Origin of the sequence: Acerihabitans sp., from assembly GCF_036398755.1 — a bacterium.
Classification (GTDB): domain Bacteria; phylum Pseudomonadota; class Gammaproteobacteria; order Enterobacterales; family Enterobacteriaceae; genus Acerihabitans.
Genome location: NZ_DASWOM010000005.1, coordinates 1 through 15,612, shown reverse-complemented (window position 1 = coordinate 15,612; position 15,612 = coordinate 1). Strand labels below are relative to the sequence as shown.

Here is a 15,612-nt window from a genome sequence, read left to right as displayed (position 1 = left end):
AAGCCCGCACCTAACCAGTGCGGGCTTTTTTTTAAGCTTAAATCCAGGAGAGAAAAAAGAGATGCGAGTACTGAAATTCGGGGGAACCTCGGTTGCCAATGCGGAACGTTTTATCCGTGTTGCCGATATTATTGAAAGCAATACCGGCCAGGGACAGGTGGCCACAGTGCTTTCCGCGCCCGCAAAGATAACCAATCACCTGGTGTCGATGATTGAAAAAACCCTGGGCGGCCAGGATATCCAGCCCGTCATGAACGACGCCGAGCGTATTTTTTCCGAGCTGCTGCAAGGATTGTCCCAGGCGCAGCCCGGTTTTGACTATGCCGGCCTGCGCAAGCTGGTGGATCAGGAATTTGCGCAGCTTAAGCAGTTGCTGCACGGCATTACCCTGCTTAAACAGTGCCCCGACAGTATCAACGCCGCCATTATCTGCCGTGGGGAAAAGCTCTCCATCGCCATGATGGAAGCCGTGTTTCTCGCCCGCGGTTTTGCCGTGACGGTGATAAACCCGGTGGAAAAACTGCTGGCGCAGGGCGGCTATCTGGAATCCACCGTGGATATCGTCGAATCCACCCGGCGCATTAAAGACGCCGCTATTCCCGTCGACCATATTATCCTGATGGCGGGGTTCACCGCCGGTAATGAGAAGGGCGAACTGGTGGTGCTGGGCCGAAACGGTTCCGATTATTCCGCGGCGGTTCTGGCCGCCTGCCTGCGCGCCGACTGCTGCGAAATCTGGACCGATGTGGACGGGGTTTATACCTGCGATCCCCGGCAGGTGCCGGACGCGCGCTTGCTGAAATCCATGTCCTATCAAGAGGCCATGGAGCTGTCCTACTTCGGCGCCAAGGTGCTGCATCCGCGCACCATCGCCCCCATTGCCCAGTTCCAGATTCCCTGCCTGATAAAAAATACGGAAAATCCCCAGGCCCCCGGCACGCTTATCGGCCGGAGCGATCCCGACGGCGATAACCCGGTGAAGGGCATTACCCATTTAAACAATATGGCGATGATCAACGTTTCAGGGCCGGGCATGAAGGGGATGATCGGCATGGCGGCGCGGGTGTTCGCCGCCATGTCACGGGCCGGCAGTTCGGTGGTATTGATTACCCAATCCTCGTCGGAATACAGCATCAGCTTTTGCGTGCCGCAGCATGAACTGAACGGCGCGCGCAAGGCGCTGGAAGACGAGTTCTATCTGGAACTGAAGGATGGTCTGCTGGAGCCGCTGGACGTCATGACCAAGCTGGCGATTATTTCGGTTATCGGCGACGGCATGCGCACCCAGCGCGGCCTGTCCGCCAAGCTGTTCGCGGCCCTGGCGCGCGCCAATATCAATATTGTCGCCATCGCCCAGGGCTCGTCGGAGCGGTCGATTTCAGTGGTGGTGGATAACGACGCCACCACCACCGGGGTGCGGGTCGCGCACCAGATGCTGTTTAATACCGACCAGGTGATCGAGGTGTTTGTCATCGGCGCCGGCGGCGTGGGCGGGGCGCTTATCGAGCAGATCCATCGCCAGCACCTATGGCTGAAGGAGAAACATATTGATTTGCGCGTCTGCGGCATCGCCAATTCGCGGGCTTTGCTGACCAGCGTCCACGGCATCTCGCTCGACACCTGGCGCGAAGAACTGGCGCAGGCCAAGGAGCCGTTTAACCTGGGGCGGTTGATCCGCCTGGTGAAGGAGTATCATCTGCTTAATCCGGTGATCGTCGACTGCACCAGCAGCGCGGCGGTGGCCGACCAGTATGCGGACTTCCTGGCCGACGGCTTCCACGTGGTGACGCCGAATAAAAAGGCCAACACCGCCTCGATGCATTATTACCGGCAGATGCGCGCCGCCGCCGCCGGATCACGGCGTAAATTTCTGTACGACACCAATGTGGGCGCGGGCCTGCCGGTCATTGAAAATTTGCAGAATCTGTTAAACGCCGGCGATGAACTGGTCCGCTTTTCCGGTATTCTTTCCGGATCGCTGTCGTTTATCTTCGGCAAGCTTGATGAGGGCATGTCGCTGTCGGCGGCAACCCTGGCGGCAAGGGCGCTCGGGTATACCGAGCCGGACCCGCGCGATGACTTGTCAGGCATGGATGTCGCCCGTAAGTTGTTGATTCTTGCGCGTGAGGCCGGTTACCAGCTTGAGCTGGACGCGATTGACGTCGAGCCGGTGCTGCCGGCGGACTTTGACGCCACCGGCGATACCGGGAGTTTCCTGTCCCGGCTGCCGGCGCTTGACGACGCGTTTGCCTCAAAAGTCGCCATGGCCCGGGAACGGGGCCAGGTGCTGCGTTATGTCGGCAGCATCGGCGAGGGCCGGTGCCAGGTTAAAATCGAGGCGGTGGACGGTAACGATCCGCTGTACAAAGTGAAGGATGGCGAAAACGCGCTGGCGTTCTATACCCGTTATTACCAGCCGTTGCCGTTGGTGTTGCGCGGCTACGGCGCCGGTAACGATGTGACGGCCGCGGGCGTATTCGCGGATCTTCTGCGTACATTGTCATGGAAGCTGGGAGTCTAAAATGGTTAAGGTGTATGCGCCGGCCTCGATCGGCAACGTCAGCGTCGGCTTTGATGTGCTGGGCGCCGCGGTAACGCCGGTGGACGGTACGTTGCTTGGCGACTGCGTGACGGTTGCGGACGCGGCGGCGTTCAGTTTGCAAAATGAAGGGCGCTTTGCCGGCAAGCTGCCGGCCGGAACCGAGCAGAATATCGTTTATCAATGCTGGGAACGTTTTTGCCAGGCGGTGGGCAAAACCATCCCGGTGGCCATGCGGCTGGAGAAAAACATGCCCATCGGCTCGGGCCTGGGGTCCAGCGCCTGTTCCGTGGTGGCGGCGCTGGTGGCGATGAATGCCCACTGCGGGTATCCGCTGGATGAAAACCAGATGCTGACGCTGATGGGCGAAATGGAAGGCCGTATTTCCGGCAGCGTGCATTATGATAACGTGGCGCCCTGCTTCCTGGGCGGTATTCAGCTGATGCTGGAGGAGAACAGCATTATCAGCCAGCAGGTGCCGGGTTTCAGCGAATGGCTATGGGTGATGGCCTATCCCGGCATCAAGGTCTCCACCGCCGAGGCGCGGGCCATCCTGCCCGCCCAGTATCGCCGGCAGGATTGCATCAGCCATGGGCGATTCCTGGCGGGCTTTATCCACGCCAGCCATACCCAGCAGCCGGCCCTGGCGGCCAAGCTGATGAAGGATGTGATTGCCGAGCCTTACCGCACCAAACTGCTGCCCGGATTTATCGAAGCGCGCCAGGCCGCCGCCAGTATCGGCGCCCTGGCCTGCGGCATCTCCGGCTCGGGACCGACGCTGTTCGCGGTCTGCGACCGGGACGACACCGCGCGGCGTCTGGCCGGCTGGCTACAGCAGCATTACCTGCAAAATGATGAAGGTTTCGTTCATATATGCCGCCTGGATACCACCGGCGCGCGAGTGATGGGATAACGTATGAAATTGTATAATATTAAAGATCATAACGAGCAGGTGAGCTTCGCGCAGGCGATAAAGCAGGGGCTGGGGCGCCGGCAGGGGCTGTTTTTCCCCCTTGACCTGCCGGAGTTCGCCTCGACGGAAATCGACGCCCTGCTGGATCTCGACCTGGTCACCCGCAGCGCGCGCATCCTGTCGGCCTATATCGGCGACGAGCTGCCGTTGGACGTTATCCATGCACGGGTGCGGGCCGCGTTTGAATTCCCGGCCCCGGTGGTCAAGGTAAGCGATGATATTTCGGCCCTGGAACTGTTTCACGGCCCGACCCTGGCGTTCAAGGATTTCGGCGGCCGCTTTATGGCGCAGATGCTTACCGAGGTCGCCAAGGGCCAGCCGGTCACCATCCTCACCGCCACTTCCGGCGATACGGGCGCCGCGGTGGCGCATGCCTTCTACGGGCTGGAAAATGTCCGGGTGGTGATCCTCTATCCCCACGGCAAAATCAGCCCGCTGCAGGAGAAGCTGTTCTGTACCCTGGGCGGTAATATCCATACCGTGGCGATTGACGGCGACTTCGACGCTTGCCAGGCGCTGGTCAAGCACGCGTTTGATGATGAGGAACTGAAGCGCGAACTGGGGCTGAATTCCGCCAACTCGATTAATATCAGCCGCCTGCTGGCGCAGATATGCTATTACTTCGAAGCGGCGGCGCAGCTCTCGCAAGAGCAGCGCAATCAACTGGTGGTCTCGGTGCCCAGCGGCAATTTCGGCGATCTGACCGCCGGGCTGCTGGCGAAGTCCCTTGGCCTGCCGATCAAACGCTTTATCGCCGCCACCAACGCCAACGATACCGTGCCGCGCTTTCTCGCCGACGGTAAATGGCTGCCCAATGCCACCGTGGCGACGTTGTCCAACGCCATGGATGTCAGCCAGCCGAACAATTGGCCGCGCGTGGAGGAGTTATTCCGGCGCAAGAACTGGCGGCTTGATACCCTGGCCTACGGCTGCGTGAATGATGACGTCACTCGCGACACCATGCGCGAACTGGCGGGATTGGGCTATATATCGGAACCCCACGCGGCGATTGCCTATCGCTTGCTGCGCGATCAGCTCCAGCCGGGAGAGTCCGGCCTGTTCCTGGGCACCGCCCATCCGGCGAAGTTCAAGGAAACCGTGGACGAGGTGCTGGGCCTGTCGCTGCCGCTGCCCAAGGCGCTGGCGCTGCGGGCGACGCTGCCTTTGCTCTCCAGCCGGCTGCCGGCGGATTTTTCCCGACTGCGCGCGCTGCTGATGGCCTTGCCGAACTAAAATCGTTTAAACCACCCACGGATGCCGCGCCGGTTTATCGCGCGGCATCCGGATACGCGCAACCGCGCATCGTTGGCGCCGCCTTATCGTTCCGGGCGTTTAAACACCATCTCCGTTTCGCTCGATTCCCCCCGCGCGTAGGCATAGCCGCCGTCGTTGAACGCGCTAAGCTGCTCCGGCCGGTTTAACCTTTGTGTGATGATAAACCGGCTCATCATGCCGCGCGCCCTTTTGGCGTTAAAACTGATGACCTTATATTTGCCGTTTTTTTCATCCAGGAACACCGGCTTTATCACCCGCGCGGCCAGGTTAGCCCTTTTAACCGCTTTAAAATATTCTTCGGAGGCCAGGTTGATCAGCACGTCGTCGCCCTGCGCCGCCAGCGCTTCGTTGAGCATGTGGGTCAGGGTGTCGCCCCAGAAATGGTACAGGTCCGGGCCGGCGGCGTTCGCCAGCCTGATGCTCATTTCCAGGCGATAGGGTTGCATCAGGTCCAGGGGACGCAGGATGCCGTATAGGCCGGACAGCATGCGCAGATGCGACTGGGCAAAATCAAAATCCGTCTCGCTGAAGCTTTCCGCCGCCAGCCCGGTGTAGACGTCGCCTTTAAACGCCAGGATCGCCTGCCGGGCGTTGTCGGGCGTAAAATCCGCCCGCCAGGACCGGAAGCGTCCCGCGTTAAGCTGGGCCAGCTTATCGCTGATGCCCATCAGGCTGGATAGCTGCGCCGGGGCCAGCTTACGGCATACGCGTATCAGTTTTTCAGCACGGGCCGACAGCTCGGGCTGGGTATAACGCTTCGTGGCAAGCGGACTGGCATAGTCCAGCGTCTTGGCTGGGGAAATAACGATTAGCATGTCGCACTGTTCCTGTCTCTTGGCTGCTGGATGTCAGCGGGATTATCTGTTCCGGTCATGACGGCTTGCGCGCCGTCGGGCGCTCCCAATGGCCGGGCGCCAGCTGCGCCGCGATGGTGGGAAAATTGGCGGCGTAAAAGGTCGGTAGCTTGCCCACCGCGCGCTGGCTGTTGTAGTCGCGCGCCAGCATCAGGGCGATGCGCGACAGCAGCAGCAGCGCAATCAGGTTGGTCAGGGTCATCAGTCCCATCGCCAGATCCGCCAGCCGCCACAATACCGGCACCTCCGCCAGGCAGCCGGCCATCACCGCTCCCAACGCCACGGCGCGCAATATCAGCACCGGCCGTTGGGAGCGGTGACGGAAAAATTGCAGGCTGCTTTCCGCATAGGCGTAATTGCCGATAATCGAGGTGAAGGAAAAGATAAATATCACCATCACCATAAACGGCGTGCCCCACTGGCCCGTCGCCGCCAGCAGCGACCGCTGGATAAGGGCGACGCCGCCGAGGTCGGGAACGGCCTGCTCCAGCACATCCGATGTCAGGATAATGGCCGCGGTGGCGCTGCAGATGACGATGGTGTCGATAAAGACCGCCAGCATCTGGATATATCCCTGCGACGCGGGGTGGGGCGGCCAGGGCGTGGCGGCGCCGGCGATATTGGGCGCCGAGCCCATGCCGGCTTCATTGGAAAACAGCCCGCGCTGTACGCCCTGGAAGATGGCCTGGGAAATGCCGTAGCCGATAATCCCCGACGCGGCCTGCGGCAGGCCGAAGGCGCTATTGAACACCAGCTCCGCCACCGCCCCCAGGCGCCCGGCGTGCTGCGCCATTATCCAGGCCGCCAGCAGCACGTAGCCCAGGGCCATCAGCGGGACCAGCCATTGCGACAGCCGGGCGATAAGACGCAGGCCGCCGCAAATGGCCAGTGCGCTTAACGCCACCAGCCCGAACCCGGTCTGGTAAGGTGAAAGTCCGTAGGACTCATGCAGCGACTGCGTGATGGCGCTGGCCTGCACCGCGCTGAAGATGCCGCCGTAGCCTACCAGTAAAAAGCAGGAAAACAGTACGCCCATCCAGCGCAGGCCCAGGCCTTTTTCCATATACCAGGCGGGGCCGCCGCGAAAATTGCCGCGGCTGTCGCGCACTTTGTACAACTGCGCCAGGGTGCTTTCAACAAAGGCGGTGGCCATGCCGATAAACGCCGCCAGCCACATCCAGAATATCGCGCCCGGCCCGCCGATCACCAGGGAAAACGCCACGCCGGTCAGGTTGCCGCAGCCGATGCGCGCCGCAAGCGTGGTGCATAGCGCCTGGAAGGGCGAAATGCCCGCGCCGTCGGCGCGGCCCGAACCCTTTAATATGGAAAACATGTGACCGAAGTGATGGAATTGAATGAAACCGGAACGCAAAGTAAACCAAAGACCGGTGCCTATCAGCAGGTAAATTAACACTGAATTCCATAGCAAATCGTCGATAAAGTTGAAGAGTTCAGCCATTTATTCCTCGTCTTCCATGATGGGCGGCGGCTATGCCGGTCGCTGGCGGTAAATGGACCATTTTATCCTGCCATGGCCGCATAATGCGCTGCCGCCGGGGCGGCGTCATTACGCTGGCGGCCCGCTTGCGCCCTTCGATGCGCGTGGTATTATCAAAAAAGGCAGTGCAACGCCCTAAGATATGCACACCCTTCACAATGAGATACTCCACCATGACAGATAAACTTAGTGCCCTACGCAAGATGACCTCCGTTGTCGCTGATACCGGTGATATCACCGCCATTAAACTGTATCAGCCCCAGGATGCAACCACCAACCCTTCATTGATCCTGAATGCGGCGCAGATTCCGGAATACCGCGGCTATATCGACCAGGCGGTTGCCTGGGCGCGCGATCAAAGCGGCGACGCGGCTGAACAGGTTAAATACGCCACCGATAAACTGGCGGTCAATATCGGGCTGGAAATACTCAAACTGGTGCCGGGGCGCGTCTCCACCGAAGTGGACGCCCGCCTGTCCTATGACACCGAGGCAAGCGTCGCCAAAGCCAAGAGCCTGATCAAACTTTATAACGATGCCGGCATCGGCAACGATCGCATCCTGATCAAGCTGGCCTCGACCTGGCAGGGCATCCGCGCCGCCGAACAATTGGAAAAGGCCGGCATCAACTGTAACCTGACGCTGCTGTTTTCCTTTGCCCAGGCCCGCGCCTGCGCCGAAGCCGGCGCTTACCTGATTTCGCCGTTCGTCGGCCGCATCCTCGACTGGCACAAGGCCAATGGCGAACGTAAGGAGTTTGCCCCCGAGCAGGATCCGGGCGTGATTTCGGTCACCGAGATCTACCGTTACTACAAAGAACATGGCTATGAAACCGTGGTCATGGGCGCGAGCTTCCGCAACGTGGGCGAAATCATCGAACTCGCCGGCTGCGATCGCCTGACCATCGCCCCGCCGCTGCTCAAAGAGCTGGCCGCCACCGAAGGGACCCTTGAGCGTAAACTTTCCTATACGGGCGAGATCAAGGCGCGTCCGGCCAAACTGACCGAGGCCGAGTTCCTCTGGCAGCATAACCTGGACCCGATGGCGGTGGATAAACTGGCCGACGGCATCCGCAAGTTCGCCGTCGACCAGGAAAAGCTGGAAGCGATGATCAAAGACCTGCTGTAATCCAAACGGGAAAATCATGTCGATCGGGGATTATTCTATGCAAGTATGCCGCATTGGCCTGGTATCCATATCCGACCGCGCGGCCAACGGCGTCTACCAGGACCAGGGCATCCCGGCGCTGGAAGGCTGGCTGCGGCAGGCGCTGGTGTCCCCCTTTACGCTGGAAACCCGTTTGGTGCCCGATGAGCAGCCGCTGATCGAACAAACCCTGCGCGAACTGGTGGATGAAATGGGGTGCCATCTGGTGCTGACCACCGGCGGCACCGGCCCGGCCCGGCGTGATGTGACGCCCGACGCCACGCGGGCGATAGCCGATCGCGAAATGCCCGGCTTTGGCGAGCAAATGCGCCAGATCAGCCTGCATTTTGTGCCGACGGCTATTTTGTCCCGCCAGATGGGGGTTATCCGCAAACAGGCGCTGATCCTCAATCTGCCCGGCCAGCCCAGGGCCATCAAGGAAACGCTGGCGGGAGTCAGGGACGAGCTGGGAAACGTGGTGGTGCCTGGCATCTTCGCCAGCATCCCTTACTGTATCCAACTGCTGGAAGGGCCTTATATCGATACCGATCCCGCGATTGTGACGGCGTTCCGCCCAAAAAACGCCCGTCGCCCCGACGCGTGATAACCCCCGCATAACGTCGCCGCGCGATGGCGGCGGCGTTATGCTCCACGCTGTTAAAATTTATGTCCGCACAGTAAGAATATCTTTACGTTGTATGCTATATTTTTTTCTTTTTCCCCTCTGGCCTGACAAGAATGATTACGCCCGCCGACCCGCAACGCCGATTAAACCGACAGGATTATAAAACCCTGTCGCTTGCCGCCCTGGGCGGCGCGTTGGAATTCTATGACTTTATTATCTTCATTTTTTTCGCCGCGGTGATGGGGAAACTGTTTTTTCCTCCGGATATGCCGGAATGGCTGCGCCAGCTGCAAACTTTCGGCATTTTCGCCGCCGGTTATCTGGCCCGGCCGCTGGGGGGCATCGTCATGGCGCATTTCGGCGATAAGGCGGGCCGTAAAAAAATGTTCAGCCTGTCCATACTGCTGATGGCGCTGCCGACGTTGATGATGGGCCTGTTGCCGACCTATGCCGCCATCGGCATCACCGCGCCGCTGCTGCTGTTGCTGCTGCGCATCATGCAGGGCGCGGCCATCGGCGGCGAAGTGCCGGGCGCCTGGGTATTCGTCGCCGAACATGTGCCCCACAAGCGTATCGGTTTTGCCTGCGGCACCCTGACCGCCGGCCTCACGGTCGGTATTTTATTAGGTTCGTTTGTCGCCACCTTGCTTAATACCTTCATGACGCCGCAGGGCATCCTGCAGGGCGGCTGGCGCATTCCCTTTTTCCTGGGCGGCGTCTTCGGGCTGGTGGCCATGTACCTGCGGCGCTGGCTGCGGGAGACCCCGGTATTTATCGAGATGAAGGCGCGCAAAACGCTGGCGCGGGAGCTGCCGCTGAAATCAGTGGTGATGAACCATAAAAAAGCGGTGCTCATTTCCATGCTGCTGACCTGGCTGCTCTCCGCCGGTATCGTGGTGGTTATCCTGATGGCGCCCCTGTGGCTGCAGCAACAAATGGGCGCCGCCCCCGGCCTGGCGCTCAGGGCCAACTGCGCGGCCATTGTCGCGCTGGCGGTCGGCTGCGTGATAACGGGCGCCGTGATCGACCGGGCGGGCGCGGGCAGAACCTTTATTATCGGCTGCGTGATGCTCGGTATCTTCAGCTGGCTGTTTTACCACACCGGCGCGGATCGGCCCGCGCTGCTGTACCTCACCTATGCGCTGGCGGGGCTGAGCGTCGGCGTGGTGGGCGGCGTGCCTTATGTTATGGTCCATGCCTTCCCCTCGGCGGTGCGTTTCAGCGGTATTTCGTTTTCCTATAATGTGGCTTACGCCATTTTCGGCGGTCTGACGCCCGTGCTGGTCACCATGCTGATGCGCATCTCGCCGATGGCGCCTTCCTGGTATGTGTGCGGGCTGGCGGTGATGGGGGTAATCCTTGGCGTTTGCCTGCCGTCCGGACTGCGCCACCAGCCGCCGCTGGCCGGCGGCCTGAATTCAATCGCCTGATTTCACTCGCGGTGCTAAATATACGCGCGCGGCGGTTTAAGGCACTTTTGGGAACGATTTAGACCATATTAATAAATACACATGTAAATCATATGGATAGCTGTCTAAAAAAAGATAATCCACGCGGGAAGAGGCCGGCTGGAGCGCGAAGTTTGCTTTTTTTTTCCGGCTCCCCCTTGATGCGCGGCGCGGTGACCCCATCTTATTTGCAACCAACGTTGTTTAACCTGCTGACAAAAACGTGCCGAAAGCTTGAAAAAAAGTTATCCGGCCATATATCAGGTCTACGACCACAACGAATATGACTTTTTAGTGGAGATGTTTAGATGGGTAAAATTATTGGTATCGACTTGGGTACGACCAACTCTTGTATCGCAATTATTGAAGGCTCCAAACCTCGGGTGCTGGAAAACAGCGAAGGCGATCGTACTACTCCTTCCATTATTGCTTACACGCAGGACGGTGAAATTCTGGTTGGCCAACCAGCTAAACGTCAGTCCGTTACAAACCCGCAGAACACGTTGTTCGCCATCAAGCGTTTGATCGGACGTCGTTTCCAGGACGAGGAAGTGCAGCGTGACAAAAATATCATGCCGTACAAAATCATCGCATCCGACAACGGCGACGCCTGGCTGGACGTGAAAGGCCAGAAAATGGCGCCGCCGCAGGTATCCGCTGAAATCCTGAAAAAAATGAAGAAGACCGCGGAAGACTATCTGGGCGAACCGGTTACCGAGGCGGTCATCACCGTGCCGGCCTACTTTAACGACGCCCAGCGCCAGGCGACCAAAGACGCCGGCCGCATCGCCGGCCTGGAAGTTAAACGTATTATTAACGAACCCACCGCCGCGGCGCTGGCTTACGGCCTGGATAAAGAAACCGGCAACCGCACCATCGCGGTATACGACCTGGGCGGCGGTACCTTCGATATCTCCATCATCGAAATTGACGATGTGGATGGAGAGAAGACCTTTGAAGTGCTGGCGACCAACGGCGACACCCATCTGGGTGGCGAGGACTTCGACAGCCGCCTGATCAATTATCTGGTGGATGAATTCAAGAAAGACCAGGGCATCGACCTGCGCAACGATCCGCTGGCCATGCAGCGCCTGAAGGAATCCGCCGAAAAGGCCAAGATCGAGCTGTCCTCCGCGCAGCAGACCGACGTGAATCTGCCGTACATCACGGCGGACGCCACCGGCCCGAAACACATGAACATCAAGGTCACCCGCGCCAAACTGGAATCGCTGGTTGAAGACCTGGTGAAACGCACCATGGATCCGCTGAAAATGGCGCTGAAGGACGCCGGACTGTCGGTCGGCGACATCAAGGACGTGATCCTGGTCGGCGGCCAGACCCGTATGCCGCTGGTACAGAAAACCGTTACCGATTTCTTTGGCAAGGAACCGCGTAAAGACGTCAACCCGGATGAAGCCGTGGCCATCGGCGCCGCGGTGCAAGGCGGCGTGCTGGCCGGTGATGTCAAGGACGTGCTGCTGCTCGACGTCAGCCCGCTGTCCCTGGGTATTGAAACCATGGGTGGGGTCATGACTCCGCTGATTGCCAAGAACACCACCGTGCCGACCAAGCATAGCCAGGTGTTCTCCACGGCGGAAGACAACCAGTCCGCGGTGACTATCCACGTGCTGCAGGGCGAGCGTAAACGCGCCGCGGATAATAAATCCCTGGGGCAGTTCAATCTGGACGGGATTGCCGCGGCCATGCGCGGCACGCCGCAAATCGAAGTCACGTTTGATATCGATGCCGACGGTATTTTGCACGTGTCCGCCAAGGATAAAAACAGCGGTCGCGAGCAGAAAATCACCATTAAAGCGTCGTCCGGCCTGACCGAGGAAGAAATCCAGAAAATGGTGCGCGAAGCGGAAGCCAACGCGGAATCCGACCGTAAGTTCGAGGAACTGGTGCAAACCCGTAACCAGGCCGACCATCAGCTGCACAGCACCCGCAAACAGCTGGAAGAAGCCGGCGACAAACTGCCCGCCGACGACAAGACGGCCATCGAGTCCGCGCTGGGCGCGCTGGAAACCGCGCTGAAGGGAGAGGACAAGGCGGATATCGAAGCCAGGATGCAGGCGCTGATCCAGGTGTCCGGCAAGCTGCTGGAAGTCGCGCAGCAGCAGGCGGCCCAGGCCGGTGCGGCGGAAGCGGGCGCCGAAGCCAATGCGGGCAAAAAGGATGACGACGTGGTCGACGCCGAGTTCGAAGAAGTTAAAGATAAAAAATAATCGCCCTTGAGCGGGCACAGCCGGGGTAATGATTATCACGGCTGGCAACAGGCACGGGCGTCGGGGAAACCTTACGCCCGTGCAAGCATGTTGAGGGCAGGAAGAGACAATGGCGAAAAAAGACTATTACGAGATTTTGGGCCTTCCCAAAGATGCGGAAGAGCGTGAAATCAAAAAGGCCTACAAACGCCTGGCAATGAAATTCCATCCGGATCGCAACCCAGGGAATGCCGACGCCGAAGCCAAGTTCAAAGAAGCGAAAGAAGCCTATGAAATCCTGACCGACGCGCAAAAACGCGCCGCATACGATCAGTATGGCCACGCGGCGTTCGAACAGGGCGGCATGGGCGGCGGTTACGGCGGCGCCTCGGGCGGCGCGGACTTTACCGATATCTTCGGCGATGTATTCGGCGATATCTTTGGCGGCGGCCGCCGCCAGCGCGCCAGCCGGGGTTCGGATCTTCGCTACAATATGGAGCTCTCCCTCGAGGAAGCGGTCCGTGGCGTAACCAAGGAAATCCGCATTCCCACCCTTGAAGAGTGTGACGTCTGCCACGGCAGCGGCGCCAAGGCAGGGACGTCCCCGGTGACCTGTCCCACCTGTCATGGCGCCGGCCAGGTGCAAATGCGCCAGGGTTTTTTTGCGGTGCAGCAGGCCTGTCCCACCTGTCAGGGTCATGGCAAGATCATCAAGGAACCTTGCCATAAATGCCACGGCCATGGCCGAATTGAAAAGGCCAAGACCCTGTCGGTGAAAATACCGGCCGGTGTCGATACCGGCGATCGCATCCGCCTGTCGGGCGAAGGCGAAGCGGGCGAGCAAGGCGCGCCGGCGGGGGATCTGTACGTACAGGTTCAGGTGCGTCAGCACCCCATCTTTGAACGTGAAGACAATAACCTGTTTTGCGAAGTGCCGATCAACTTCGCGATGGCCGCGCTGGGCGGCGAGATCGAGGTGCCGACGCTCGACGGGCGGGTCAAGCTTAAGGTGCCTGCGGAAACGCAAACCGGCAAGCTGTTCCGTATGCGCGGCAAAGGCGTTAAATCGGTACGCGGCGGCAACCAGGGTGATTTGCTGTGCCGCGTGGTGGTCGAAACCCCGGTCAAGCTGAACGAAAAACAAAAACAGCTCCTGCGCGAACTGGAAGAAAGTTTTGGCGGCCCGAGCGGCGATCAGAACAGCCCGCGCGCCAAAAGTTTTTTGGACGGCGTGAAGAAGTTTTTTGACGACCTGACGCGCTGATCTCCCTGTTTCGGTAGATTCTCCCCTGTCCCCGGCCTCACCGCCGGGGATTTTGTTTGGTCGTCGGCTACTTCCGCGGCGCTGAAATGCCTGTTTAACAGCGTGCAAGTTTTATCGTCCGGCGCGGAAGCGCGTTTTGCGCGCCACGCCCAATAATGCGCCCGCGGCATTGAGTTTTTGTTTACCTGGCCCATGTCATCCCGCACAATAAATCTTTGCTCACCACACCAGGGACGCACCGTGGCCTCTTTTATTCACCGTTGGTTAAACCATGAAGCGTCGGGCGGCGTATTATTGATTTTGGCCGCGTTAATTGCGCTTGTCATGGCCAATACGCCGGCGCGGGCGGTTTATGAATCGCTGATTTATTTTCCGCAGTCGGCGGCGGCCGGCCATGCCTCGCCCTTCACGCTGCTGTTTTTCATCAATGACGGGCTAATGGCGATTTTCTTTTTGATGATCGGACTGGAGGTGAAACGCGAATTGATGGAAGGCGCGCTCGCCAGCCGCAGCCAGGCGGCGTTCCCCGCCATCGCCGCGCTGGGCGGCATGATAGCCCCGGCGATTATCTATACGCTGATTAACTGGGGCACCCCGGCCAACCATGCCGGCTGGGCGATTCCCACCGCCACGGATATCGCGTTCGCGGTGGGGGTGCTGGCGCTGCTGGGAAAACGGGTGCCCGCCAGTTTGAAGGCGTTTTTATTGGCGCTGGCGATTATTGACGATCTGGGCGCCATCGTGATTATCGCGCTGTTCTACAATCACGATGTGTCGTTAACCGCCCTGGCGGGCGTGGCGGCCACCATTGCGGCGCTGGGGTTGATGAACCGCAATAACGTGCGTCACATCGGCCTGTATCTGCTGGCCGGCGCGGTGCTGTGGGGCTGCGTGCTGTTTTCCGGCATTCACGCCACCCTGGCCGGGGTGATCCTCGGCGCCCTGATCCCCCTGCGTTTGCCGTCGCGGCCCCAGGCGCCGGCCGCGGCGCCGCGTACCCAGGCATATTCTCCCGCCCTGGTGCTGGAGCATTATCTCCAGCCTTGGGTAGTCTACCTTATCCTGCCGCTGTTCGCTTTTGCCAACGCGGGCGTGGCGCTGCATGGGTTAACCCCCGCCAGCCTGCTGTCGGTGCTGCCGGCGGGCATTGCCGCGGGGCTGGTGCTGGGTAAGCCATTGGGCATCCTGATTTTTTGTTCTGCCTCCATCCGGCTGGGGCTGGCCCGTTTGCCCGACGGCGTGACGTTTCGCCAGATCGCCGCCGCCGCGGTGCTGTGCGGTATCGGTTTTACCATGTCGATTTTTATCGCCGGGCTGGCGTTCGGCGCGGCGGGGGCAGGGCCGGAAAGCATAACCTATGCCAAGCTGGGCATCCTGTCGGGTTCGGTGGTGGCGGCCATCCTGGGATATATCCTGTTGCGGCTGGCGCTGCCGGTGAGGGAGGCCGTGGCGCGTTAAGCCAGCTAACCGCGCGTTTGCGGGGCAAGAAGCCGCCGCGCCGCGCCATGGCGGCCCGGCCCGCGCGGCGGTAAGCCGCCTAGGCAAAAACACCCTGTGCGAAAACAATAAATGCAAAAACGACAGACGCAAAAAAACCGGCCGGAGCCGGTTTTTTTAACAAAACGCCAACGAAATAGCAGGTCTTACTGCATTGCGTTGATACGCGCGGTCAGATTAGATTTATGACGCGCTGCTTTGTTTTTGTGGATCAAACCTTTACTGGCCTGACGGTCCACAATGGGTTGCATGGCAGAAAAAGCATTCTGCGCTGCATCTTTATCACC

Annotated in this window: 12 protein-coding genes and 1 other annotated feature (1 of these 13 only partly in view); of the genes, 9 read left to right on the top strand and 3 right to left on the bottom strand. The window is 59.8% G+C overall.

Annotated elements, in window-relative coordinates; translation table 11 throughout:
• Window positions 1-34: a sequence feature (Thr leader region), on the top strand (it extends 84 nt beyond the left edge of the window).
• A gap of 27 nt (window positions 35-61) precedes the next feature.
• From thrA to thrC, 3 genes are read left to right on the top strand one after another with little or no spacing between them, the layout of a single operon-like run.
• Window positions 62-2,521: a bifunctional aspartate kinase/homoserine dehydrogenase I gene (gene thrA / locus VGC33_RS00715; protein ID WP_331117997.1), complete on the top strand. Its 2,460-nt coding sequence runs from the start codon at window positions 62-64 to the stop codon at window positions 2,519-2,521.
• Window position 2,522: 1 nt separating this feature from the next.
• On the top strand, window positions 2,523-3,452 hold the full coding sequence (gene thrB, locus VGC33_RS00710; protein ID WP_331117995.1) for a homoserine kinase: 930 nt from the start codon (window positions 2,523-2,525) through the stop codon (window positions 3,450-3,452).
• A gap of 3 nt (window positions 3,453-3,455) precedes the next feature.
• Window positions 3,456-4,745 (top strand): threonine synthase, encoded by a 1,290-nt coding sequence (thrC, locus tag VGC33_RS00705; protein WP_331117993.1) that lies wholly within the window; start codon window positions 3,456-3,458, stop codon window positions 4,743-4,745.
• 83 nt (window positions 4,746-4,828) lie between these two features.
• Here thrC and yaaA read toward each other — a convergent pair whose 3' ends face one another.
• Entirely contained in the window at window positions 4,829-5,602 is a 774-nt protein-coding gene (yaaA, locus tag VGC33_RS00700) for a peroxide stress protein YaaA (protein ID WP_331117991.1), read from the bottom strand.
• 55 nt (window positions 5,603-5,657) lie between these two features.
• Window positions 5,658-7,100: an alanine/glycine:cation symporter family protein gene (locus tag VGC33_RS00695; RefSeq protein WP_331117989.1), complete on the bottom strand. Its 1,443-nt coding sequence runs from the start codon at window positions 7,098-7,100 to the stop codon at window positions 5,658-5,660.
• A 212-nt stretch (window positions 7,101-7,312) separates the two neighbouring features.
• On the opposite strand from VGC33_RS00695, the gene tal reads away from it, so the two are divergent.
• The 6 genes from tal to nhaA all read left to right on the top strand — a co-directional run bounded on the left by tal (window position 7,313) and on the right by nhaA (window position 15,286).
• Entirely contained in the window at window positions 7,313-8,266 is a 954-nt protein-coding gene (gene tal / locus VGC33_RS00690) for a transaldolase (RefSeq protein ID WP_331117987.1), read from the top strand.
• Between the two features lie 37 nt (window positions 8,267-8,303).
• Window positions 8,304-8,888, top strand: coding sequence for a molybdopterin adenylyltransferase (gene mog, locus VGC33_RS00685; protein WP_331117985.1), 585 nt, complete (start codon window positions 8,304-8,306; stop codon window positions 8,886-8,888).
• A 134-nt stretch (window positions 8,889-9,022) separates the two neighbouring features.
• On the top strand, window positions 9,023-10,339 hold the full coding sequence (locus VGC33_RS00680; RefSeq protein WP_331117984.1) for an MFS transporter: 1,317 nt from the start codon (window positions 9,023-9,025) through the stop codon (window positions 10,337-10,339).
• 326 nt (window positions 10,340-10,665) lie between these two features.
• Window positions 10,666-12,585 carry a molecular chaperone DnaK gene (dnaK, locus tag VGC33_RS00675; protein WP_331117982.1) on the top strand — a complete coding sequence of 640 codons (1,920 nt, stop codon included), beginning with the start codon at window positions 10,666-10,668 and terminating at the stop codon, window positions 12,583-12,585.
• A gap of 109 nt (window positions 12,586-12,694) precedes the next feature.
• A complete protein-coding gene (dnaJ, locus tag VGC33_RS00670; RefSeq protein ID WP_331117980.1) occupies window positions 12,695-13,828 on the top strand; it encodes a molecular chaperone DnaJ in 1,134 nt (377 codons plus the stop codon).
• Window positions 13,829-14,068: 240 nt separating this feature from the next.
• Window positions 14,069-15,286, top strand: coding sequence for a Na+/H+ antiporter NhaA (gene nhaA, locus VGC33_RS00665; protein WP_331117978.1), 1,218 nt, complete (start codon window positions 14,069-14,071; stop codon window positions 15,284-15,286).
• Window positions 15,287-15,471: 185 nt separating this feature from the next.
• Here the strand turns inward: nhaA and rpsT are convergent.
• Window positions 15,472-15,612: 30S ribosomal protein S20 (gene rpsT / locus VGC33_RS00660; protein ID WP_331118065.1), on the bottom strand; the 141-nt coding region annotated here is incomplete at its 5' end.